This window comes from Gluconacetobacter johannae (assembly GCF_014174305.1).
Lineage (GTDB): Bacteria > Pseudomonadota > Alphaproteobacteria > Acetobacterales > Acetobacteraceae > Gluconacetobacter > Gluconacetobacter johannae.
On the sequence record NZ_JABEQH010000007.1, the window covers coordinates 107,572 to 129,260 of the forward strand.

Annotated in this window: 19 protein-coding genes; 10 read left to right on the plus strand and 9 right to left on the minus strand. The window is 67.4% G+C overall.

What is annotated here, in order from left to right; all coding sequences use genetic code 11:
- Positions 1-27 precede the first annotated feature (27 nt).
- Both HLH21_RS06590 and HLH21_RS06595 read left to right on the plus strand, forming a co-directional pair.
- Positions 28-450 (plus strand): VOC family protein, encoded by a 423-nt coding sequence (locus HLH21_RS06590; RefSeq protein WP_182942539.1) that lies wholly within the window; start codon positions 28-30, stop codon positions 448-450.
- Between the two features lie 117 nt (positions 451-567).
- Positions 568-1,380 (plus strand): aspartate dehydrogenase, encoded by an 813-nt coding sequence (locus tag HLH21_RS06595; protein ID WP_182942541.1) that lies wholly within the window; start codon positions 568-570, stop codon positions 1,378-1,380.
- Positions 1,381-1,395: 15 nt separating this feature from the next.
- Here the strand turns inward: HLH21_RS06595 and HLH21_RS06600 are convergent, their stop codons facing one another.
- The gene (locus HLH21_RS06600; protein ID WP_182942543.1) at positions 1,396-2,304 is read right to left on the minus strand and encodes a LysR family transcriptional regulator; all 909 of its coding nucleotides are present in this window, start codon (positions 2,302-2,304) and stop codon (positions 1,396-1,398) included.
- A 113-nt stretch (positions 2,305-2,417) separates the two neighbouring features.
- Here HLH21_RS06600 and HLH21_RS06605 point away from each other — a divergent pair, with 113 nt between their 5' ends.
- A complete protein-coding gene (locus HLH21_RS06605) occupies positions 2,418-3,158 on the plus strand; it encodes an SDR family oxidoreductase (protein WP_182942545.1) in 741 nt (246 codons plus the stop codon).
- 16 nt (positions 3,159-3,174) lie between these two features.
- Here the strand turns inward: HLH21_RS06605 and HLH21_RS06610 are convergent, their stop codons facing one another.
- Positions 3,175-3,495, minus strand: a complete 321-nt coding sequence (locus HLH21_RS06610) for a hypothetical protein (protein WP_264811836.1) — start codon at positions 3,493-3,495, stop codon at positions 3,175-3,177.
- Positions 3,496-3,884: 389 nt separating this feature from the next.
- Between HLH21_RS06610 and HLH21_RS06615 the strand changes: the two genes are divergently transcribed.
- Positions 3,885-4,832 (plus strand): hypothetical protein, encoded by a 948-nt coding sequence (locus tag HLH21_RS06615; RefSeq protein WP_220789706.1) that lies wholly within the window; start codon positions 3,885-3,887, stop codon positions 4,830-4,832.
- A gap of 2 nt (positions 4,833-4,834) precedes the next feature.
- On the opposite strand, the gene HLH21_RS06620 is transcribed toward HLH21_RS06615, so the two are convergent.
- From HLH21_RS06620 to HLH21_RS06635, 4 genes are read right to left on the minus strand one after another with little or no spacing between them, the layout of a single operon-like run.
- Positions 4,835-5,866, minus strand: coding sequence for a ribose-phosphate diphosphokinase (locus HLH21_RS06620; protein WP_264811837.1), 1,032 nt, complete (start codon positions 5,864-5,866; stop codon positions 4,835-4,837).
- Positions 5,829-6,821, minus strand: a complete 993-nt coding sequence (locus HLH21_RS06625) for a 1-phosphofructokinase family hexose kinase (protein ID WP_182942547.1) — start codon at positions 6,819-6,821, stop codon at positions 5,829-5,831. The genes HLH21_RS06620 and HLH21_RS06625 overlap by 38 nt, the downstream gene beginning before the upstream one ends.
- A gap of 38 nt (positions 6,822-6,859) precedes the next feature.
- Positions 6,860-9,265 carry a phosphoenolpyruvate synthase gene (gene ppsA, locus HLH21_RS06630; RefSeq protein ID WP_182942549.1) on the minus strand — a complete coding sequence of 802 codons (2,406 nt, stop codon included), beginning with the start codon at positions 9,263-9,265 and terminating at the stop codon, positions 6,860-6,862.
- A gap of 41 nt (positions 9,266-9,306) precedes the next feature.
- Positions 9,307-10,017, minus strand: coding sequence for a CBS domain-containing protein (locus tag HLH21_RS06635; protein WP_182942551.1), 711 nt, complete (start codon positions 10,015-10,017; stop codon positions 9,307-9,309).
- A gap of 270 nt (positions 10,018-10,287) precedes the next feature.
- Between HLH21_RS06635 and HLH21_RS06640 the strand changes: the two genes are divergently transcribed.
- From HLH21_RS06640 to HLH21_RS06650, 3 genes are read left to right on the plus strand one after another with little or no spacing between them, the layout of a single operon-like run.
- Positions 10,288-12,219, plus strand: coding sequence for a DUF47 family protein (locus tag HLH21_RS06640; RefSeq protein ID WP_182942553.1), 1,932 nt, complete (start codon positions 10,288-10,290; stop codon positions 12,217-12,219).
- Complete coding sequence (locus tag HLH21_RS06645; RefSeq protein WP_182942555.1) at positions 12,209-13,834, plus strand: PEP/pyruvate-binding domain-containing protein; 1,626 nt, start codon at positions 12,209-12,211, stop codon at positions 13,832-13,834. Before HLH21_RS06640 ends, HLH21_RS06645 begins: the two co-directional genes overlap by 11 nt.
- A gap of 54 nt (positions 13,835-13,888) precedes the next feature.
- Positions 13,889-14,689 (plus strand): SDR family NAD(P)-dependent oxidoreductase, encoded by an 801-nt coding sequence (locus HLH21_RS06650; protein ID WP_182942557.1) that lies wholly within the window; start codon positions 13,889-13,891, stop codon positions 14,687-14,689.
- Positions 14,690-14,744: 55 nt separating this feature from the next.
- Here the strand turns inward: HLH21_RS06650 and HLH21_RS06655 are convergent, their stop codons facing one another.
- The 3 genes from HLH21_RS06655 to HLH21_RS06665 are packed head-to-tail and all read right to left on the minus strand — an operon-like array spanning position 14,745 to position 18,264.
- The gene (locus tag HLH21_RS06655) at positions 14,745-15,692 is read right to left on the minus strand and encodes an ABC transporter substrate-binding protein (protein WP_182942559.1); all 948 of its coding nucleotides are present in this window, start codon (positions 15,690-15,692) and stop codon (positions 14,745-14,747) included.
- Between the two features lie 45 nt (positions 15,693-15,737).
- On the minus strand, positions 15,738-16,760 hold the full coding sequence (locus tag HLH21_RS06660; RefSeq protein WP_182942561.1) for an ABC transporter permease subunit: 1,023 nt from the start codon (positions 16,758-16,760) through the stop codon (positions 15,738-15,740).
- 13 nt (positions 16,761-16,773) lie between these two features.
- Complete coding sequence (locus HLH21_RS06665) at positions 16,774-18,264, minus strand: sugar ABC transporter ATP-binding protein (RefSeq protein ID WP_182942563.1); 1,491 nt, start codon at positions 18,262-18,264, stop codon at positions 16,774-16,776.
- A 536-nt stretch (positions 18,265-18,800) separates the two neighbouring features.
- Between HLH21_RS06665 and HLH21_RS06670 the strand changes: the two genes are divergently transcribed.
- The 3 genes from HLH21_RS06670 to HLH21_RS06680 are packed head-to-tail and all read left to right on the plus strand — an operon-like array spanning position 18,801 to position 21,639.
- Positions 18,801-19,811: a sugar ABC transporter substrate-binding protein gene (locus HLH21_RS06670; RefSeq protein WP_246379347.1), complete on the plus strand. Its 1,011-nt coding sequence runs from the start codon at positions 18,801-18,803 to the stop codon at positions 19,809-19,811.
- A gap of 26 nt (positions 19,812-19,837) precedes the next feature.
- A complete protein-coding gene (locus HLH21_RS06675) occupies positions 19,838-20,800 on the plus strand; it encodes an ABC transporter permease (RefSeq protein WP_182942567.1) in 963 nt (320 codons plus the stop codon).
- Positions 20,797-21,639 (plus strand): ATP-binding cassette domain-containing protein, encoded by an 843-nt coding sequence (locus HLH21_RS06680; protein WP_182942569.1) that lies wholly within the window; start codon positions 20,797-20,799, stop codon positions 21,637-21,639. The genes HLH21_RS06675 and HLH21_RS06680 overlap by 4 nt, the downstream gene beginning before the upstream one ends.
- Positions 21,640-21,689: the final 50 nt, after the last annotated feature.

The window sequence follows — 21,689 nt, forward strand, 5'->3', positions numbered from 1 at the left end:
CTAAATTTGTATATACGGAGACGTGACGTGCCCTCGCCCTTCCATCTTGCCTTTCCGGTTGACGACCTCGATGCCGCCCGCACGTTCTACGGCACCGTCATGGGGTGCCCCGAGGGACGCAGTTCCGAAAGCTGGATCGATTTCGACCTGTTCGGCCACCAGATCGTCACCCATCTGACCCACGCGCCCCAGGCCCCTTCGAGCTGCATGGGCGCGGTCGATGGACATGCCGTGCCGATCCCGCATTTCGGCGTCGTGCTGGACATGGAAAGCTGGACCAGCCTGGCGGACCGCCTGCGTAGCCATGGGGTAACGTTCGTGATGGAACCCCAGATCCGCTTCAAGGGCCTGCCCGGCGAGCAGGCGACGATGTTCTTCCTCGACCCGGCGGGCAACGCGCTGGAATTCAAGGCGCTCCGCGACATGGGGCTGCTGTTCGCCAAGCAGTAGGCGGGGCGAAGGCTTTATAAAACGAATGGGATGCAAGGGCCGAAGCCCTTGCCGGGTTCGGACAGAGCCCGAAAAGCCTGACACAGGAAGGACGACCGGATGCATTTCGGGGCAACGATGCGGCAGAGGCCCCTGCGGATCGGGCTGGCGGGCCTGGGGTCGATCGGGCAACAGGTCGCGCGCCAGCTCGATGCCGGGATCGACGGGCTGGAACTGACGGCGGTGGCGGCCGCGGATGTGGAAAAGGCCCGCCAAAACCTGGCAGGTTTCCGCGCCCTGCCGCGCATCGGCACGCTGGCCGACCTGTCGGACACCGACGTGGTGGTCGAGATGCTGCCGGCCCGCATCTTCGCCGACATCGCCCGGCCGACACTGGAGCGTGGCGCCACCCTGGTGGTGGCGTCGGCCGGGGCGCTGCTGTCGCATATGGATCTGGTCGAGGTCGCGCGCCGCACCGGCGGGCGGATCATCGTCCCCAGCGGCGCGATCCTGGGGCTGGATGCCGTCCGCGCGGCGTGCGAGGCCCCGGTGGCGTCGATCACCATCGAAACCCGCAAATCCCCCGCCAGCCTGGCCGGCGCGCCGTACCTGGCGCAGCAGGGCATCGACGTGCACGCCCTGCGCGCCGCCACGACCATCTTCAGCGGCACCGCCGAGGAAGCCGCCCTGGCCTTCCCCGCCAACACCAACGTCGCGGCGGCGCTGGCCCTGGCGGGGCTGGGGCCGCGCAGGACCGAAATCCGGGTGATCGCCGACCCGGCGGTGGACCGCAACATTCATACCATCACGGTCGAGTCCGCCGTCGCGCGCTTCACCTGCCATATCGACATCGTTCCCAATCCGGAAAACCCACGCAGTGGTCAGTTGACATCCCGATCCATCATCGCCTGCCTGCGCGACATGGTCTCGCCGGTGCGGATCGGCACATAAGGCCAGTTCGCGCCCTCAGGGGGAACAAAGCCCGGTGGCCTGTGCGGCGAACAATTTCGCAAGCCAGTCGATGAACACGCGCACGCGCGGCGATAACTGCCGGTTGCGCGGGTAAAGCAGCGAAACCGGCGTCGGCGACGGGGGGCAATCGGGCAGGACAACCACCAGCGTCCCCTGTTCCAGATCCCGCGCGACGTGATAGCGCGGCACCTGGATCAGCCCCAGCCCCAGTCTGGCCGCCGCGACGAAACTCTCCGCCCCGTTCACCGCCACCGGGCTGGGCAGGGTGACGTGGCGCAGCACGTCCCCGACCATGAATTCCAGCGGCAGCAGCCCGCCGGTCGCCGACGATCGAAACCCGACCATGCGATGCCCGTCCAGCGCCGCGATGTCCCCAGGCATGCCGAACCGCGCGACATAGGACGGGGCCGCGCAGGTCACTTCCTCCAGCATCGTCACCCGTCGCGCCACCATGTCGCTGTCCTGCAAATCGCCCACGCGCAGCACGCAATCGATCCCCTCGCGGATCAGGTCCACCAGCCGGTCGCCCTCGCTCATGGTCAGTTCGATCTCGGGATAGGCGGCCAGGAAGTCCGGCAGGCGCGGCAGCACGAAATGGCGGGCCAGCGTGCCATGCACATCGACCCTCAGCATGCCGCGCGGCTTCGCGCCGCCGAAGGCGGCCTCGGCATCCTCCAGATCGGCAATGAGCGCAAGACAGCGACGATGATAGGCCTCGCCATCCAGCGTCGGACTCACATGCCGCGTGGTGCGTTGCAGCAGCCGGACGCCCAGCCGCGCCTCGAGTTGCTTGATCGCATCCGTCACCGTCGAGCGCGGCAGGCCGAGGTCGCCCGCTGCGAGCGTGAAGCTGCGACGCTCCACCACCCGCGTGAACACCCGCATGGCGTCAAATCGGTCCATTGATTTGTTCGTTTATCCCGGATTGTGATGCCGGATCATGACTGATTATCCGACCAGAGAAAAGGTTCATGGTCCCTTCATCCCCAGCGGATACCCCAGACAGGAGACCGACCATGACCCGGAACACCAACACAGTCGCCCTCGTCACCGGCGCCTCGCGCGGCATCGGCGCGGCCATCGCCGAACGGCTGGCGCGGGACGGCTTTACCGTCGTCATCAACTATTCCGGCAACGCCGCCCCGGCCGAAGCCCTGGCGCGCACGATCGAAGAACAGGGCGGCCGCGCGCTCACCGCCCAGGCCGATGTCAGCGACCCCCAGGCCGTGCGCGGCATGTTCGATGCGGCCGAGGCCGCGTTCGGCGGCGTCGACGTGCTGGTCAACAACGCCGGCATCATGACGCTGTCGCCCATCGCCGACACCGACGACGCCACGTTCGATCGCCAGATCGCCGTCAACCTCAAGGGCACGTTCAACACGCTGCGCGAGGCCGCCGGGCGGCTGCGCGACGGCGGGCGGATCATCAATTTCTCGTCCAGCGTCACGGGCCTGCTGCAACCGGGGTACGGCGTCTATGCCGCCACCAAGGCCGCCGTCGAGGCGATGACCCCCATCCTGGCGAAGGAACTGCGCGGCCGCGCCATCACCGTCAACGCGGTGGCCCCCGGCCCGACCGCGACCGACCTGTTCCTGAACGGAAAATCACCCGAACTGGTCGAGCGCCTGTCGAAGCTGGCGCCACTGGAACGGCTGGGCCAGCCCGAGGACATCGCCGCCAGCGTCGCCTTCCTCGCCGGGCCCGATGGCGCGTGGATCAACGGCCAGACGCTGCGCGCCAATGGCGGCATCATCTGAACCAGCCCCGGACGGGTCATGATACGCGCTTCGGATCTTCCTCAAGAAAATACTGCACCGTTTCCAGTATCGCATTCCAATAGGCCGTCAACGCCGCGTCGTCGGCCTCCTGCGCTTCATCCCGATGCATGCGGGCCACGTGTACGGCCGCGTCGCCATGACGGTCCACCAATTCCATGGCCGCTTCCGGAACCGGTTTCGGGGGCGGTTTCATCGTCGCTCTCCCATCAGGACGGCAATGGAAGCTGGGGATGCGGGCGGGCGTTTCAATCGCCTGCGCGAGAACGTGATGCGGCTGTAATTTTGGATGGAACAAGTCCAGCTCAAGAAATCTCACAATGAACTTTTAATTCCGCTCCTTTCAGAACCGGGTTTCCGCCCCATGTGGTGGGAAAAGGGAGGGTGGAATGTCGTCTAAAACTCCGCCGACACCACGTGGCAGCAGAACATCACGCGCGACGCGCGGTCCTGCGGCCGGGCACGATCCCGGCCCCGCCGGACAGGAACCTTCCGCCAACCCGGATCGACCGCATGGCGGCCCCGAGCCGCAAGAGGCGGAAGGAGACGAGGCAGAGCAGCAGCCCGCTTCCGCCCGGACACCCGGGCAAGGCGGCATTTGCCGCTAGCGTCCCGGCGCCCGTCTCGCTGGAGCGCAAGGTCCAGTTTCTGTCCCGGCCGCAAAGCTATGCCGGTTCCATAAAGACGGTCATCGCGCGTGAGACGCATATGTCCTGGGTCTTCCTGGCCGGACCGCGCGTCTACAAGCTCAAGAAGCCGGTGCGCTTTCCCTATCTGGATTTTTCCACCCTGGACCGTCGGGCCGACGCCTGCCGTACCGAAGACCGCCTGAACCGCCGGCTGGCGCCGGATGTCTATCTGGGCGTCGTCCCTCTGGTCGAGGGGGCGTCGGGCCTGGCCATCGGCGGGGCGGGGCAGGTCGTGGACTGGCTGGTCGTCATGCGCCGCCTCGACGACGCCGGCTTTCTCCAGTCGGCATTGCTGGCGCATGCGGTGCAGTCGTCGCAGCTCGACCGGCTGGCCGCCGTCCTGGCGTCGTTCTACGCGCATGCGCCCCCGCTTTCGGTCCGGGGGCCGGCGGCCGCCTTGCGGGTGTCGTGGCGGAGGGCATTGTCCCACAACCGCCGCGTGTTGCTCGACCCCCGCTTCCATCTGCCGCGCGGACTGGTGGCGCGGGTCGATCGGATCCAGACGCGCTTTCTGGACCGGCGGTTCGGGGTGATCGTGGCGCGCGCGCGTGCCGGCCGCATCGTCGACGCGCATGGGGACCTGCGCCCGGAACATATCTGGCTGGACGGGCGCGTGAGCATCATAGATCGCCTGGAATTCGACCCGGCCCTGCGGGCGCTCGATCCGCTGGACGAAATCGCCTTCCTGCAGCTCGAATGCACGCGCCTGGGCGCAGCCTGGGCGGGCGAGAGGATCGGCCGGCATCTGCGGCCGATCCTGCATGGGCGGCATGTCGGCGGATTGCCGCTGTTCTATCGCAGCTATCGCGCCATGCTGCGGGCCCGGCTGGCGATCATGCATCTGTGCGACAGTTCGCCGCGCACGCCCGAAAAATGGCCGCGCCAGGCGCGCCTGTATCTGCGCCTGGCCCTGTTCGACGCGCTGAAGCTGGACCGGCTTGAAAATGCCGCCCTACCCGCCCCCTGACCTCAGAATACGAACAGGTCCGACAGCGGCACGTTGCGATGCAGCCTGCGGATGGCTTCGGCAAGCAGCGGCGCCGCGGACACGACCTCCAGCTTGCGCCGGACCGGCCCGTCCGGCAACCGGATGGGCTGGACCGTGTCGGTCGTCAGGATACGGTCGATGGCCGGTTCGGCCAGGACGGTGTCCGCCCCGGCCGCGAACAGCCCATGCGTGACGCAGGCCACGACCTGCCGCGCCCCGCCGTCGCGCGCCGCGCGGGCCGCGCGGGCGAGCGTCCCGCCGGTGCTGACTAGGTCGTCGATGACGATACAGGTCGCGCCCTGGACATCGCCGACGAACAGGTCGCCGGAGACCTGCCCGCCGCTGCGGTGCTTCTCGGCGAAGGCCGTCCCGACCGGGCGTCCGGTCGCCTCCTCCAGCGCCCCGCGCAGGCGTTCGGCCCGCTTGCCGCCGCCAAGGTCCGGCGAAACGACGCACAGGCGCCCGGCGTCGGCGGTCAGGCTACGGATGGAGGCCACCAGCAGGGGAACGGCCGTCAGCGCCACCGTCCGCCGGCGGAAGGCGTTTTCGAACGCCGCCTCGTCATGCACGTCCATCGTGACCAGACGGTCGGTTCCCACGGCTTCGAACAGCGTGGCGACATAGCGCGTCGTCACCGGGTCGTTCGGCTTGGTCCGCCGGTCCTTGCGCCCATAGCACAGATAGGGCGCGATGGCGGTCACGCGCGCGGCCCCCGCGTCCTTGCAGGCGCCGATAAAGAACAGCAGCCGGCACAGCCGGTCGTTGGCGCTGCCCGCCGCATCGCCATGCAGACTGTGCAGCAGATAGACATCCGCGCCGCACACCGGGTCCAGCGCGCGGGTCTTGTGTTCCCCGTCCTCGAAATCGCGTTCCTCGTGCCGGCTCAGCGCCAGGTCCAGGTGCCGGGCAATCGCCTGCCCCAGCACGTCGGTGCCGGCCAGGGCGAAAAGGCGGATGTCGCCTTCCGCCAGGGGGTCAGCCTGCCGGCCGGGTCGTGCCTGTCGCGGGTCCACTGGTCGGTCCCTTTACGCTGGGCGGGGCGCTTGCCCCGATCTGCCGGAACAGGGCCTCGACCGTCTCGCGCCGGGCCTGGGCCGTGCCATAGAATTCGACGCTCGCGGACCCGGCGGCGACGGCCAGGGCCAGCGCCTCGTCGGGGGACATGCCGCGTGTCAGGCCCAGCACCAGGCCCGCCATGAAACTGTCGCCCGCGCCCACGGCGCCGCGCGCCTGCACCGGCGGGGCGGCCAGGTACGTCAGGCCGGCGGCGGACCCCAGCCATGCCCCGTCCGGCCCAAGGCTGACGGCGACCATCCGGGCCGCGCCGGCACGCAGCACCCGCTCGATCTCCGCCGCCAGGGCGTCCTGTCCCTCGACCGGATGGCCGACCAGGGATTCGAACTCCCCATGGCTGAGTTTCAGCAGATCCACCCCCTGCCCCACGACCGCGCGCAGGGCCGCGCCGGATGTATCGACGGCAAAGCGCCAGCCCCGCCGCGCCCCGACGGCGGCCGCCCGGGCATAGAAATCCTCGGGCACCCCGCGCGGCAGGCTGCCGCTTGCGACGACCCAGCCGGCGTCAAGGCCCTCGAGGATCGCCAGGCTGTTCCGCCATTCCGCCGCCTCGATCAGGGGGCCCTCGGACACGAAACGGTATTCCAGGTGGCTCGCGCGCTCCTGCACGTTCAGGCAGATGCGGGTCCGCCCCCCGATCGGCAGGCTTTTCCAGGGCACGCCGGCCTGGTCGAGCAATTCCTCGACCAGGCGCCCGGTCACCCCGCCGGTCATGATGACGGCCAGGGTCTCGCCGCCCAGCTCGTGGATGACGCGGGCGACGTTGATCCCCCCGCCGCCGGGGTCCAGCCGCTCGTCCGCCGTGCGGATCTTCTGCGTCGGGCGCACCTCCGCCGCGACGCAGGCGACGTCCACGGCGGGGTTGAGCGTCAATGTCGCAATGGTCTGGGACATGTCTGGGGATCCCGCGCAAGGGGGCGGTGGCGCGCCGCTCAGGCCATGGCGTCCTCGGCCCGGCGGACGACGTCCATGGTGCGAAGCAGGCTGGACGGATTGACGCTGATCGAATCAATCCCGATCGCGACCAGGAAGCGGGCGATGTCCGGATCGTTCGCCGGGGCCTCGCCACAGATCCCGATCTTGCGTTCGTTGCGCCGGGCGCCGGTCACGGCCAGGCGCAGCATCTCGCGCATGCCCGGATCGCCTTCGTCGAAATCGAACGCGACGATTTCGGAATCGCGGTCCACGCCCAGCGTAAGCTGGGTCAGATCATTCGAGCCGATCGAGAATCCGTCGAATTCCGCGGCAAAGGAATCGATCTGGATGACGTTGTTGGGGATTTCGCACATCATGTAGACCTCCAGCCCATCCTTGCCGCGCGCCAGGCCGTTCCGGCCCATCGCGGCCAGGACCTGTTCGGCCTCCACCACCCGGCGGCAGAACGGCACCATGACGATCAGGTTGGTCAGCCCCATGTCCCCGCGCACCCGCGACAGCGCCGCGCATTCCAGCGCGAAGCCGTCGGCATAGGCCGGATGGGCATAGCGCGACGCGCCGCGAAAGCCGATCATGGGGTTGGCCTCCCGCGGCTCGAACGTCGCGCCGCCGATCAGGGCCGCATATTCGTTGGTCTTGAAATCCGACAGCCGCACGATGACCGGCCTGGGATGGAAGGCGGCGGCGATCGTGCCGATCCCTTCCGACAGGGTGCGGATGAAATAGTCGCCGGGCGACGGGTTCCCGGCCGTGCGTTCGGCGACCCGCCGCCGATCGTCGGGCGACAGGCGTTCGGGGTGCGCCAGCGCCATCGGATGGATACCGATGGATTCGCTGATGATGAATTCCATGCGCGCCAGCCCCACCCCCGCGCAGGGCATCATCGCCGTCCTGAAGGCCAGTTCCGGATTGCCCAGATTGACCATGACCGGGGTGCGCGGGCGCGGCAGGTTGCCGACGTCGGTCCGGGTGACCGCGAAGGGGACCTCGCCGTCATAGATCTCTCCGCTCTCGCCCCCCGCGCACGAGACCGTGACACGCTGTCCCGAGCGCAGGACCCGCGTCGCATCGCCGGTTCCGACGACCGCCGGAACCCCCAGCTCGCGCGCGATGATGGCGGCGTGGCAGGTACGGCCGCCATGGTCGGTCACGATGGCGGCCGCGGTCTTCATGACCGCCTCCCAGTCGGGATTGGTGGACGGCGCGACCAGCACCTCGCCCGGCTGGAAGGACCCGAGTTCGTCACGGGTGGAAATCACGCGGACCGGACCGCCCCCGATCTTCTCGCCCACGGCCCGGCCGCGCGCCAGCACGGCCCCCTCTCCCGTCAGGGCATAGGTTTCCAGCAGGGCGGCGCCCCTGCGCGAGGCCACGGTCTCGGGCCGCGCCTGAACGATATAGAGCCGGCCGTCATCGGCATCCTTGGCCCATTCGATGTCCATCGGCACCGGGTGGCCGGCCTGTCGCGAATAATGATCCTCGATCAGCAGCGCCTGGTCGGCCAGGGACAGGGCTTCGGCATCGCTGATGCAGAACTGCCGCTGCCGGTCCGGCGGGGTCGGCGCGTTGCGGGTGCGCGATCCGCCGGGCCCCGGCTCCAGGCCCATCGTCAGTTGCTTCCGTCCCAGGACATGCCGCAGCACGATACGGTGTCCCTGGCGAAAGGTCGGCTTGTGGACATAGAATTCGTCCGGGTCGATGGCGCCCTGGACGATGTTTTCGCCCAGCCCGTAGGCCCCGGTAATCAGGACGACGTCGCGGAAGCCGGATTCGGTATCCAGGGTGAAGATGACGCCGCTGGACGCGCGATCGGCATGGACCAGCTTCATGACCCCGACGGACAGGCTGACCTTGAAATGGTCGAAGCCGTTATTGGCGCGATACACGATGGCCCGGTCCGTGAAAAGCGAGGCAAAGCAGTGGCGGCATGCCTCGAAGATCGCCTCGACCCCGCTGACGTTCAGGTAGGATTCGTGCTGGCCCGCGAAACTGGCCGTGGGAAGATCCTCCGCCGTGGCGGAACTGCGGACCGCGACGGCGACATCCGGACCATATTGCGCTTCGAGAAGACGATAGGCATCGCCGACAAGCCGGTGCAGCGCCCCGGTGCCGGTGGCGGCATAGACCAGCTCGCGCGCCCTGGCTGCCTGGCGCGCCAGCAGGGCGATGTCGGTCGGGTCCAGAGGGTCCAGCAGGGCATGCAGGGCCGGCCAGGCGTCGGCTTCGTCCAGCGCGTCGCGATAGGCGCGCGCCGTCAGGACGAACCCGTTGGGCACCAGAATGCCCTGCGCCGCCAGCCCCCGGTACATCTCGCCCAGCGAGGCATTCTTGCCGCCGACCAGGGGCACATCCCCAAGCCCGATCTCCTCGAACCATCGCAGGGACTCTGAAGACTCCGTCATCATGTCGCTCCTGCTGTCTGGCCGCGAAACGCCGCGATGCCTTACGGCAAGGGGGGCGGTGGGATGGTGACGCCCGCGAACGGGTCGACGCATATGATGTGGTCCACGACGGAAACGACCCCCTTCGCGTTTTCCGCCGCCACACGGGCCGCGGTACGCAACCGGTCGTCCGTGACGGTACCGCCAAGGTCCACCACCCCGTTCCTGACATCGACGCTGATGGTATTGCGCCCGCCCAGGTGCAATTCCGCCTGGTATTCCTCCAGGATGGACTGCCTGATGCTCTGGTCATCGGATACCGCAGGCGCGCCGGACATCAGCGGCAGCAACGCGCGCAGCACGTCGGCGCGCGACAGCACGCCCACAAGCTGATCGTTCTTGACGACCGGCAGGCGCCTGACATGCTGCAGGATCAATGTGGCGACAGCGTCGCGCAACGGCGTCTCCGGCCCGACGGACATGGGGCGGTCCGACATGATATCGGCAACCTTGCGGCCATGACTATGGACATAGTCCTCGGCCTGCCGCCCCGACGACCGGAACAGGTCTCCGAACCACGAATGCCCGGCCGTCTCCAGCTCGCTCCGGCGCATGAGGTCGCCTTCGGTCAGAATGCCGACCAGGTGCCCCTTCTCGGTTATGACCGGCAGCCCGCTGACTTTGTGCGCCACCATCAGCCGGATGGCGTCCGCGATGGATTGCGTCGGCGCGACACAGATTGCCGGCGAGGTCATGACGTCCTTGACCTGCATGACACGCGGTCCCCGATGCGTAGCGCCCCGCCGCCGGAATTCATGGGCGAATACCGGATATCGGCAGGACACTGCATGAATGTTCTGGGTGTCCACCCTTCGGGACACCCGGTGACCCTAGATGCGCGCGCGCCGGCCCTCCTGCAATCGCACTCCGGGATTCGTGATGATGCAACCGGACACCGCGACGGCGTTTAGGGACCATGTTCCCCGCCATCCCGCGCCCGACATGGTCAATGGCCCGGCCGGCCCCCTGGGAGGGAAAACAGAATGCCCATTCAGAAGGAGGCCATGGTTGCCGAGCTCGCGCAGGGCGCGCTGCTTCTGCCCAACCTGATTGCGGACGGGCTGGCCGCGAATGGCCGCATAAAATTCGCGCTGAGCTGGCTGCAGGCCGTCGAGGCGGCGTCGGGCCGGGACGATCGTACGCCTTTTGCCGACCTGGTGGCCGAACGGACGCTGGCCGGGCTGGACCATAACCCGCTTTATGACCCTCCCGCCCCGCTGGAGCGAACCGGCGACGGCGTCCGGGTGCCGCAGATCGGCGCGATGATGTCGCGCCTGCTGGACGATCTGTCGCACATGCGCGCGGCCGTGGAGGCAGGCGCGGCCGCGGGCCTTTTCGACCCCGCGGCGGCAGCCGCCTTCCGCGGACGCGAGGAGGCGCTTCGCACGTCCCTTCATCTCGACGGCGACATCCTGCCGGCCGGCCTGGTCTCGCGGTTGTCGCGCCTTTCAGGCGGCGACGAGGCATCGTTCCACGGCCTGGTGATGGAGATGCACAAGGCCATCAACGAGATCGCCGCTGGCCTGGCGGAAACGGACGTTGCCGGCGCCCGCGCCTACCTTCTGGGCCAGGCGGACAGGGACCGCCTGGCCGCATTCATGCATGGGCTGAATCGCACGGCGCCATTGAAATTCAATCATCCGGGGCTGGCCACCAACGCGATGCGCGACGGCACCCACATGACCATCCAGAACGATCTGGGCACGACCGACGCGCATGTGCTGATCGCCCAGGTCGAAGACCGTCGCCTGACCATCATCCACAGCGATATTCACAAGCAACGTCTCGATTTTTTCCAAAGACACCTGCCCCGGTTTTCCTGGACCGTCTCCAACCGGCACGCGCAGGGCATGGAGGACGATATTTTCCTTGTCACGGTTGGAACGTTCGAAGCCCCCGACCTTGCCACCCTCGATACCGCGCTGGAGGAGCTGGGCGCGTCACTCGTCTTTCTCATCGACTGGAACAAGGCGCGAAAAAGCCTTGGCCGTTTCGTCCCGCGACGGGAAGCCGTCGCCATTCTGGACTGGGCCGCCGATCACGAATACGGCCACCGCGCCTATCTGGAAATCGGCGGCGAGGCCGTGATCGACGATCTGCTGGAAACCGTGTCGCGGATCACCGGCGTATCCTACACGTCCCTGCAACGCGCGCTGGGCAAGGACGACACGACGATATTCCTGCGTGAGACATTACGCATCGCCAGCGAGACCCTGCGCGACGGCCGATCGCCCTTCGTCATCCGCGATCTGTTGCAGGCGGAACTGATGATGCGCGTCGGATCCGTGGCCGATCGCATTCTTGATGAGGCCGTGGACCATGCCGCGCTGATCCTTGACCTCGGCAACCTGGTGCAGGCCACGCTGCTGGACACTGTCGCCGACCCCGGCGGGGCCGCCACGCGGGCCAAGCTCTGGGAAGCCCTTGCCGACCGGCAGGTGGGACGCATATGCGACCTGTCCCGCGACGGCAAGGTACGCGCCTGGCGCGTGATCGCCTCGGAAGCCGACGACGCCGCCGACAAATTCGAAGAGGTGGCGTTTCTCCTGCAATTTCTGCCCCGCGACCTGCCGGCCGAGCTGCACGAGCGGTTCCTGCTTCTGGTCGAAGGCGCCATCATGGCGGTCAGGGACTATGTCCGCCTGCTGTGCGCGCTACGCAACGAACACCAGACCATCGCACGGCGGGACATGCGCGCGTTCATGGCGTTGCTCGACCGGCTGCACGAGCATGAACACGCAACGGACGACATCCAGCGCGACCTGTTCACGAATCTGATGCACGCGGATGTCGACGCCAGGGTGTTCCATGTCACGACCGCCGTCGCCGGCGGCCTGGAGGAAGTGGCGGACGCGTTGCTGAATGCGGGTCGCCTCGTGTCGGATCATGCCGTGGGAGAGTGGTTTGCAACCTGACCCCATCCAGATCATCGAAGCGGGCGTACTGCCGCCCCCGGCGGGCGCCCTGTCCCTGCTTGGCGGGAAAGCCTTCAATCTCGTGGTCCTGGCCGCGATGGGCCTGCCCGTACCACCCGGTTTCGTCCTGCCGACCTCGCTCTGCGCCCAATGGATCGCCAACGGCCCGCCGCCGATGGACGAGTTCCGGGCGCGCGTCGCCGGCCCGTTGAGCCGTCTGGAGCAGGCGACCGGCCTGGCGTTCGGCGATGCGCGGCGGCCATTGCTGGTCGCGGTCCGCTCGGGTCCCCCGATCTCGATGCCCGGCATGCTCGATACCATCCTGAATGTCGGGCTGACGCGCACGACCCTGCCGGGGATGATGGCGCTGACGGGCGATCCCCGTCTTGTCTGGGACTGCTATGCCCGACTGGTCAGCTCGTACGGGCAGGTCGTGCACGGCCTGGACCCGACGCCATTCGAGGACGCATCGGCAAGCGCCCTGCTGGCCGGGCAGGCCGGGGCCCTGTCCGACCTCGATACCTTGTCCCTGCGCGGCCTGGCCTTGCGATATCTCGATATTTTCGAGGAGATGTCCGGACGGACCTTTCCCGACACGCCCATGGAGCAGCTTCTGCAGTCGGTGGACGCGGTGTTCCGGTCATGGGAGTCGGATCGCGCGAAAACCTATCGGCGGATCCGGAATCTGACCGACCTTCCTGGGACGGCGGTGACCGTGCAGCGCATGGTCTATGGCAATTCGGGGCCGAAATCGGGATCGGGCGTCGGCTTCACGCGCGACCCTGCGACGGGCGAGAAACGGCTCTATCTGGATTTTTCCTTCAACGCCCAGGGCGACGACGTAGTGTCCGGCCGCAGGCGCGTCACCCCCGCCGTCACGCTCTCCCGCATCATGCCGCAGGTCGCACAGAGCCTGGAGCACTTCGCCAGGCAGATCGAAGACAAATTCCACGATATGCAGGATTTCGAATTCACGGTCGAGGACGGACGGCTTTTCCTGCTGCAGACCCGCGCGGGCAAACGATCCGCCTGGGCGCGCCTGAAGATCGCCGTCGATATGGTGCGCGAGGGCCTGATCGGCGTCGATGAGGCGCTGCGGCGCCTGGAAGGGTTGAATTATACCGCGATCGCGCGCCGGCGCGTGGTGGGCGCGCACGGTGACGCGATCGCCCGAGGCACGCCGGCCGGGATAGGCGCCGCAACGGGCGCCATCGTCATGAGCGCGGACGTCGCACAACAATTTGCCCGGCAGGGGCGGCCGGCCATCCTGGTCAGCAATGACGTCCTGACCGAGGATATCGAAGGGATCGCCAGTGCCGAGGGACTGCTTGCGGCGCATGGCGGCCGTACCAGCCACGCGGCGGTCGTGGCGCGCGAACTCGGCAAGGTCGCCATTGTCGGATGCGCCGATCTTGTGGTCGCGCCCGACAGGAAAAGCTGCCTGATCGCAGGACGGCGTTTCGACAGCGGCGCGGACATCACGCTCGATGGGGAAAGCGGCTGCGTCTATGAGGGACGCATCACCGTCGATGAAGTACGCCCCCATGATGAACTGGCGACCGTGGAAGCCTGGATGCGGGCGCGCGGCGCAGACGCAGGCGACAGCCTTCCATGAAAATCCCCGGATTTCACGTCCCCTCCCTTCGGGGAGCATCCAGAGGGCAACGCCATGGCATCCCACGATCGGTCCCGTTTCGCCGGCCGGCGCGTGTTCCTCACGGGGGGCGGCCAGGGCATCGGCGCCGCCACCGCGCGCGCCTTCGCGTGCGAGGGCGCGCGTATCGCCCTGAACGACCTCAGCCCCGAAACGCTGCGGCAGACCATGGCCGGCCTGCCCCCGGTCGGCGCGGGTCCCCACCTGGCCCGGCCGGGCGATATCGCCCGGGAGGAGACGGTCGATGATCTGGTGGGGACCGCGATCGCGGAGATGGGCGGCCTGGACATCGTGGTGTGCAACGCCGGAATCCAGATCCCGAGCCCGTCGGAGGCCGTCACGACCGAGGATTTCGCCAAGGTCCTGGCGGTCAATGTGACGGGTGTCATGCTCTGCGTCCGCGCGGCCCTGCACCATTGGCTGAACGCCGGCGCGCCGGGGATCGTCGTGGTGACCAGTTCGGTGCACCAGGTCATCCCCAAGCCGGGTTACCTGGGCTATGCCGCCAGCAAGGGGGCGATCGGGAACATGGTGCGGACATGGGCGCTGGAATATGCCGCGCGCGGCATCCGCGTGAACGCGGTCGCGCCGGGCGCCATCGAAACGCCGATGAACAGGGCCTGGATCGACGACCCGCGCGGGCGCGCGGCGGTATCGCGCCATATCCCGATGCGCCGCCCCGGCGGCGCCGGCGAGGTGGCGGATGCGATCCTGTTCCTGTCGTCCGATCAGGCCAGCTATGTGACCGGCCAGACGCTGTTCGTCGATGGCGGGCTGACGCTCTATGGGGATTTCCAGGAAAACTGGGCGTCCTGAGGGGGGATCGACCGGGGCGCGCGACGCGCCCCGGCCGCCGGCCCGTGGCGAAAGGTCAGTGGCTGGTCCAGCCCTGGTAGCTTGCGACGTTGTCGCGGGTAATCAGCTTGGGCGTAATCAACTGAACCGTGCCGTCCTTCATCTTGCCGTCCAGCAGGCTCTGCCCCGCGGTCACCGCGTCGATGCCCATCTGATACGGGTCCTGGCTGGAGGACGCGAGGATCGACGAGGTCTTGTCCTTCAGCGCGGCGACGATTTCCGGCGCGCCGTCGACCGAGGTGATGACCAGGCCCGAACGATGCGCCTGCCTGGCGGCAAGGTCGCTGCCGACGGCCTGCGGGTCGTTGATGGTGAACACGCCGTTGAGGTCGGGGAACCGCACAAGGTATCCCTGCATGACGGCGAAGCCGGCGTCGCGCGACCCCTGGCCGTTCTGGTCGTCGGACACGATCCTGATGCCGGGGTTCTTGGCCAGCACTTCCTTGCAGCCATTGACGCGATCGATGACCGAGGACACCTGCGGGCCGTTCTGGATGGCCACGTTGCCCTTGCCGCCCAGTTGCTGCGCCAGGAACGCGCAGGACAGGCGGCCGGCCTCGACATTGTCGGTCTGGACGATGGCGCTGGCGCCGACCGCGCCGACATCGACCACCACCACCACGGCGCCCGCATGCCGCGCGCGCCGGATGGCCGGCAGGATGGCCTGCGGATCGACCGCGTTGACCAGGATGAGATTGTCGCCCGAGGCGATGAAATTGTCGATCTGCGAGAACTGCTTGTTCAGGTCGTAATCGGCCGAGACCGAGGTGATGCGCGCCCCCGGCGCCAGCTTCGCCGCCTGGGCGGTGGCGCCTTTGACCAGCGCCACGAAATAGGGGTTGCCCAATGTGCCGAGCGAGATGCCGATGCCCGTGATCGCCTTGGCCTGTGCCGTGGCGCCGCCCGAAGCCCCACTCAGAGCGAGGAAAGCCAGACCGGCGAAAAGCGCGGATTTGAACGTCATGATGACAGGTCCGATGAGAGGGAGGGAGGGAAGATGAGGCGGAGTTCAGGTCCGCGCGGCGGGCTGGCGGAAGCGGTCGAGCGCCACGGCGATGATGATGACGAGGCCCTTGATGATGAACTGCCAGATATCGGACACCCCGATCAGGATCAGGCCGTTAGACAGCACGGCGATCATCAGCCCGCCCACCAGCGTGCCCCAGACCGAGCCGATGCCGCCGACGAAGGACGTGCCGCCCAGGATGACCGCCGCGATGGCGTCCAGTTCGTAGGACTGGCCGAGTTGCAGCCCGTTGGCGGCATAGAGGCGGGCCGAGGACATGACGCCGCCCAGCCCCGCCAGCAGGCCGGACAGCGCATAGACGAACATCAGCACGGCGGGCACGTTGATGCCCGCCAGCCGCGCGGCGGCGGGGTTGCCGCCCACCGCGTAGATATGCACGCCCAGCACCGTGCGCCGCAGGACGAACCAGCAGGCGACGATGACGACCAGCGCGATGACCGCCAGCCACGGGATGACCAGCGTCGAGGTCACGGGAATGCCGTCGTTGCCGATCCAGGCATAGGACAGGGACGGGTTGAAGATGGTGCGGTCCTCGCCCATCAGCCGGGCCAGGCCCCGTACGGCGGTCAGGGTGCCCAGGGTGACGATGAAGGGCGGGATCTTCAGCCCCGCGATCAGCGAGCCGTTCAGCAGGCCGATCAGCAGCCCGGCGCCCAGGCAGGCCGGGATGGCCAGCCAGCCCAGGCCGGGCACCAGCGAGACCATCAGCCCCCCCATGGCCGAGAACGCCAGGGTGGAGCCCACGGACAGGTCGATGCCGCCCGTCAGGATGACGAACGTCATCCCCGCCGACAGCACCACGTTGATCGCGGCCTGCTGGGCGACGATCGACAGGTTCTGGCCGCTGAGGAAGCGGTGGCCGCCGAAGACATGAAAGCCGATGGCCAGCAGGACCAGCACCGGCAGCATGCCGGCCGCCTGCATGACGCTGCGAAGCCGTTCGGATGTGCGGGCGGACGACGGGATTTCCGCCGGGCCGGCAGGGGGGACGAGTGCGCTGGACATGCTCTGATGTTCCTCAGGCCGCGACGCCGGCGGCATAGGCCATGATGGCTTCCTGGGTGATGTCGGGCCGGTCCGGCCCGCCGACCTCTCCGGTGATGACGCCCTCGCGCATCACCAGCACGCGGTCGCAGATGCCGACGATCTCGGCCATTTCGCTGGAGATCACGATGATTCCCAGGCCCTTCGCCGCCAGGTCGCCGATCAGGCGGTAGATTTCGGATTTGGCGCCGATATCGACGCCGCGTGTCGGCTCGTCCAGGATCAGCACCTTCGGACCCGTCTCCAGCAGGCGGCCCAGCAGCACCTTCTGCTGGTTACCGCCCGACAGGCCGCCGACCGACACCAGCGTGCTGGCCGCACGGACCTTGAGCATCGCGAACGCGCTGCTGGCGCGCGAGCGGCCGCGACGGCTGTCGAGCACGCCGCCATGGGCATCGCGCCCGATGACGCCCATGTTGATGTTCCCGGCGCAGGACATGTCCAGGAACAGGCCCAGCGCCTTGCGGTCCTCCGTCAGGTAGGCGATGCCGGCATCCAGCGCCTCGCGCGGGGAACGGATCTCGATCGTCTTGCCGTTCAGCCTGATCCGTCCGCTGGGATGGGGGTCGGCGCCGAAGATCAGCCGCGCCAGCTCGGTCCGTCCCGCGCCCACCAGGCCCGCGATCCCCAGCACCTCGCCTTGGTGCAGCGTGAAGCTGCTGGGCTGCACGCGCGCGCCGTCCGTCAACCCGTCGACTTCCAGCACCGGCGGCCCGAAGACCGGCCTGCCCCCGCGCTGCTTGACGTAGAAGCCGGACAGGTCGCGACCGACCATCATCCGCACGATGGCGGCGGAACTGATCTCCTGCTTCTCCAGCATGCCGACATAGGTGCCGTCGCGCAGGACCGCCACGCGGTCGGCCAGCTCGTCGATCTCGGCCATGCGGTGGCTGATATAGATCAGCGCGATGCCCTCGGCGCGCAACTGGCGGATCAGCGCGAAAAGCCGGTCGGTCTCGCGGGCCGACAGCGCCGTGGTGGGTTCGTCCAGCACCAGGATGCGGGCCTGGCGGTGCAGCGCGCGTGCGATCTCGACCAGCTGCTGCTCGGCGACCGACAGGGTGGCGACCAGGGTCTCGGGCCGGAAGGGCGTGCCCAGCCGTTCGAGAAGCGGGCGGCAGGCCTCGTTCATCGCGACACGGTCGATCAATCCGGCCCGGCCCAGTTCCGCGCCCAGATGGATGTTCTCGGCCACCGTCAGGTTCGGCGCCAGCGCCAGTTCCTGATAGATGATGGCGATGCCGGCCGCGCGCGCCGCCGCCGGATTGCCGAGCTTGACCGGCCGCCCGTCGATCCGGATCTCGCCGCCCGGATCGGCGACATAGGCGCCCGACAGGATCTTCATCAGCGTCGATTTTCCGGCGCCGTTCTCGCCCATCAGCGCCAGCACCTCGCCGGCATAGGCGGCAAGCTGCACATTCTGCAGGGCCTTGACCCCAGGAAAACTTTTGGAAATTCCAAACATTTCCAGAACCGGCCTGGCATGTCCGGCGGAATTTGCACGTGCGGCGCCATCGGCGGCCACGGGTTGAAACGTTGCGGAATTCATGAGCACACCATTTTCGAGCCGTGGGGCAGCTCTTGTTTTTCTGAGGTGTCCGGCCGTCGGTAACGCAAACTGTCATCGCGGGGACGAGTTTCACGCGCGCTGCGGTATTTCATGCGCGACGGGCCGGCATATCGACGTTGAAATAAAGCCGCGCGGGTTGCACTGCGTCAAAGTAAAAGAACGGTGTATACAACGCCGATTTCTATCGCGCTTTATTGATCGGGCGGTCACCTCGAAATGCTTTGTTTCCATGGCCATCGGCAGTAACGACAACAGGCGCCGTTCAATCGAGGCCCTGCACCCGGCTGGACCACGCATCTTTCCCAGGCATTCCGACAACATAACGGACCAAGAACGCAAGATCGCCTTCCAAAAGGCGGCCCTGTCTGGAGGACACGATGTGGAACCGGTCTTTCGCGCCGACGCAAAAGGGCGTCGGTCGTCGAGGAATCATGCAGACTGCGGCCCTTGGCGCCTCGCTGGCGGCGCTGGGCGGCATACGCCGCGCCGCGGCCGAGGAGGCCAGCCATCCCAGATTCCGGTTTGTCTTCGTCAATCACGTGACGACCAACCCGTTTTTCACCGCGACGCAGTACGGCATCCGTGATGCGGCGGCGCTGGTCGGCGCGGACACGCAATGGACAGGGTCGCAAAACAGCATCGCGGCCGAGATGATCGGCGCGATCAACGCCGCCATCGCCGCCAAGGCCAGCGCCATCGCCGTCAGCCTGGTCGATCCGCATGCGTTCAACGACCCCGTGGAGCGCGCCCTGGCCGCCGGCATCCCGGTGTTCGCCTATAATGCCGACGTCCCGCCGGGGTCGGGCAACAAACGGCTGGCCTATATCGGGCAGGATCTGTTCAAGGCCGGGCAGTTGATGGGCCAGCGCATCCTGGAGCTGGTGCCGGGCGGGCGCGTGGCGCTGATGATCGCCACCCCCGGGCAGTTGAACATCCAGCCCCGCATCGACGGCGCGCGGGATGTGCTGGACAAGAGCGGCCGGTCCTACCAGATCGACATTGTCGCGACCGGCGCCACGGTGAACGAGGAACTGTCCAAGGTCAAAGCCTACTATCTGGGCCATCAGGACGTCAAAGGCCTGTTCTCGGTCGATGGGGGCACCACCCAGAGCGTCGCCGAAACGATGGAACAGTACGGACTGGCCGCCAAGGGCGTGCATGGCGGCGGCTTCGACCTGCTGCCGCGCACGCTCAGCCTGATCCAGGGCGGCCACCTGGATTTCACAATCGACCAGCAGCCCTATCTGCAGGGCTACTACACGGTCATGGAAATGCACAATTACCTGATGTCCGGCGGGCTGGTGGGGCCGGCGGACATCAATACCGGCCTGAAATTCGTGACCAGGGCCAACGTCGCGCCCTATCTCGCAACCAAGAGCCGCTTCGAGGGCAGTTCGAGCGAGGCGCAGTTCATCCCGCGGTCAGGCCCCATCCAGTCATAGGCCCCGTGCGACAAGGATGCGACCTCATGGCAAGAACGATCAACAGCATGTTGAGATGGCGTGAACTGAGCGTCATCGTCGTGGCGGTGGTGCTGGCGATCTATTTCCAGATCGCCAACGCCAACTTCCTGCTGTCCAACGCCAGCCTGCAGAACCTGTCGCAATTCATCGCCCCCGTCGCGCTGATCGCGTGCGGCGAGGTGATCCTGATGATCGGGGGAGAGATCGACCTGTCGGCCGGCATGGTCTACGCGCTGGCGCCCTTCCTGATGTATTTCCTGACCCGGGCCGGCCTGCCCGCCCCCCTGGCCATCGTGGGCGCGCTGGCGGGCGCGGCGGCGGTCGGCGCGGTGAACGGCATGGTGACCGTGCTGCTGCAGGTGCCGTCGTTCGTCACCACGCTGGGCATGCTGTTCCTGCTGAACGGGCTGACGCTGACCATTTCCGGCGGTACGCCCGTCGGGGTGGACGCCAGCCCGACCCTGGCCTTCATCATGGGCCGGGGCGGCTATGCGGAATTCGTCTGGGCGGCGCTGGTCGTGCTGGTGATGCACTTCATGCTACGCAACACCCGCTGGGGGCTGCACACCATCGCGGCCGGGGCCAACCCCGTCGGGGCCAGCGAGGCGGGGATCCGCACGCGCGAACTGAAGATGGTCAATTTCGTCATCAGCGGCGCGCTGGCCGGGCTGACCGGGATACTCGAGGCCTTCCGGATCTCGTCGATCGACCCGACGGCCGGGGGCACGCATATCATGTTCCTGGCCGTGGCGGCGGCGGTCATCGGCGGAACGCCGCTGGCCGGCGGGTCGGGGACCATCGCCGGCGCCATGATCGGGGCCATGGTGCTGGGCATCCTCAATGACGGCTTCACCCTGATCGGGATCAACGCCTTTACCTTCGACCTTATCCTGGGCGGGGCCATCCTGGTGGCCATGCTCTGCAATATCCTCATCGGCCGGTATCGGCGCAGGATGGCTGTATCATGACCCACACCCCGATCGCCGGCCTCCGCGCGCCCCCGACGACGTACGCCGCCCTCGACGGCGCCGAGCCGCTCGCCGTCACGGACCTGTTGCGGGCCGAGAACATCGTCAAGACCTTCGGCCCGGTCACCGCCCTGAACGGGGTGTCGCTGCGGCTGCGCCGGGGCGAGATCCTGGGCATCCTGGGCGATAACGGCGCCGGAAAATCGACGCTGATGAAGATCCTGACCGGCTACCAGCCGCAGAGTTCGGGAAAATTATATATCGACGGCGCCGAGACCGCGCTGCGGTCGGTCGATCACGCGCGCGCCCTGGGCATCGAATGCGTCTACCAGGATCTGGCGCTGGCAAATTCGCTGTCGGTCTATCACAATATTTTCCTGAATCGCGAAATTCTCTATCCCGGATTCCATATCCTCAACAACCGGGCGATGCGGCGCGAGGCCATCCGCTGCCTCGAGGAAATCGGCGTCTATATTCCTTCGGTGGATGCCGAGGTGGGGGCGCTGTCGGGCGGGCAGCGGCAGGCGATCGCGATCGCCCGCGCGGTGCACGCCAGGGCCCGCATCCTGCTGCTGGACGAGCCGCTGGCCGCGATGGGCGCGCGCGAGGCCGCACTGATTATCGACCTGATCCTGCGGCTGAAGGCCGAGGGCAACATGTCGATCATCATGATAATGCACAATTACGCCCAGACGCTGGACATCGCGGACCGCATCATGCTGATGCAGCGTGGCCAGGTCACATACGAAAGCGACGCCCGTTCGACGTCGGTTCCGGAACTGATGACGATCGTGCGACGGGAATACCAGCATTTCCAGACGCATAAGGAAAGCGCGTAATACCGATAAAACCACTGGTTTTCCAAAGGCCGGTGGCCTTTGGCGGTTTC

What these genes read in the sequence shown, in the direction of transcription:
- HLH21_RS06595 (WP_182942541.1), top strand. Translation starts at nt 568, where the DNA reads ATGCGGCAGAGGCCCCTGCGGATCGGGCTGGCGGGCCTGGGGTCGATC.
- HLH21_RS06600 (WP_182942543.1), bottom strand. Translation starts at nt 2,304, where the DNA reads ATGGACCGATTTGACGCCATGCGGGTGTTCACGCGGGTGGTGGAGCGT.
- HLH21_RS06605 (WP_182942545.1), top strand. Translation starts at nt 2,418, where the DNA reads ATGACCCGGAACACCAACACAGTCGCCCTCGTCACCGGCGCCTCGCGC.
- HLH21_RS06615 (WP_220789706.1), top strand. Translation starts at nt 3,885, where the DNA reads ATGTCCTGGGTCTTCCTGGCCGGACCGCGCGTCTACAAGCTCAAGAAG.
- HLH21_RS06625 (WP_182942547.1), bottom strand. Translation starts at nt 6,821, where the DNA reads ATGTCCCAGACCATTGCGACATTGACGCTCAACCCCGCCGTGGACGTC.
- ppsA (WP_182942549.1), bottom strand. Translation starts at nt 9,265, where the DNA reads ATGACGGAGTCTTCAGAGTCCCTGCGATGGTTCGAGGAGATCGGGCTT.
- HLH21_RS06635 (WP_182942551.1), bottom strand. Translation starts at nt 10,017, where the DNA reads ATGCAGGTCAAGGACGTCATGACCTCGCCGGCAATCTGTGTCGCGCCG.
- HLH21_RS06640 (WP_182942553.1), top strand. Translation starts at nt 10,288, where the DNA reads ATGCCCATTCAGAAGGAGGCCATGGTTGCCGAGCTCGCGCAGGGCGCG.
- HLH21_RS06650 (WP_182942557.1), top strand. Translation starts at nt 13,889, where the DNA reads ATGGCATCCCACGATCGGTCCCGTTTCGCCGGCCGGCGCGTGTTCCTC.
- HLH21_RS06655 (WP_182942559.1), bottom strand. Translation starts at nt 15,692, where the DNA reads ATGACGTTCAAATCCGCGCTTTTCGCCGGTCTGGCTTTCCTCGCTCTG.
- HLH21_RS06660 (WP_182942561.1), bottom strand. Translation starts at nt 16,760, where the DNA reads ATGTCCAGCGCACTCGTCCCCCCTGCCGGCCCGGCGGAAATCCCGTCG.
- HLH21_RS06665 (WP_182942563.1), bottom strand. Translation starts at nt 18,264, where the DNA reads ATGTTTGGAATTTCCAAAAGTTTTCCTGGGGTCAAGGCCCTGCAGAAT.
- HLH21_RS06670 (WP_246379347.1), top strand. Translation starts at nt 18,801, where the DNA reads ATGCAGACTGCGGCCCTTGGCGCCTCGCTGGCGGCGCTGGGCGGCATA.
- HLH21_RS06675 (WP_182942567.1), top strand. Translation starts at nt 19,838, where the DNA reads ATGGCAAGAACGATCAACAGCATGTTGAGATGGCGTGAACTGAGCGTC.
- HLH21_RS06680 (WP_182942569.1), top strand. Translation starts at nt 20,797, where the DNA reads ATGACCCACACCCCGATCGCCGGCCTCCGCGCGCCCCCGACGACGTAC.